Here is a 277-nt window from a genome sequence, read left to right as displayed (position 1 = left end):
GGCGATCGACCGCATGGGCGAGCCGCTGACGGCGCTGGTCAACAACGCCGGGATCCTGTTTACCCAGTGTACGGTGGAGAGCCTGAGCGCCGAGCGTATTAACCGCGTGCTGGCCACCAACGTCACCGGTTACTTCCTCTGCTGTCGTGAGGCGGTAAAGCGCATGTCACATCGGCATGGCGGTAAGGGCGGGGCGATAGTTAACGTGTCGTCGGCGGCGTCGCGCCTTGGCGCGCCGGGGGAGTACGTTGACTATGCCGCGTCGAAAGGGGCGGTA

General features: G+C 64.6%; 1 protein-coding gene. It reads left to right on the top strand.

Going from position 1 to position 277, the window contains the following annotated elements:
* On the top strand, positions 1–277 hold a 277-nt coding region (locus ACSIPU_RS31320), incomplete at both ends, for an SDR family NAD(P)-dependent oxidoreductase (RefSeq protein ID WP_435322601.1).

Origin of the sequence: Klebsiella sp. HN106 (genome assembly GCF_051209435.1) — a bacterium.
Lineage (GTDB): Bacteria > Pseudomonadota > Gammaproteobacteria > Enterobacterales > Enterobacteriaceae > Klebsiella > Klebsiella oxytoca.
This window is presented reverse-complemented; position numbering and strand designations above follow the sequence as displayed.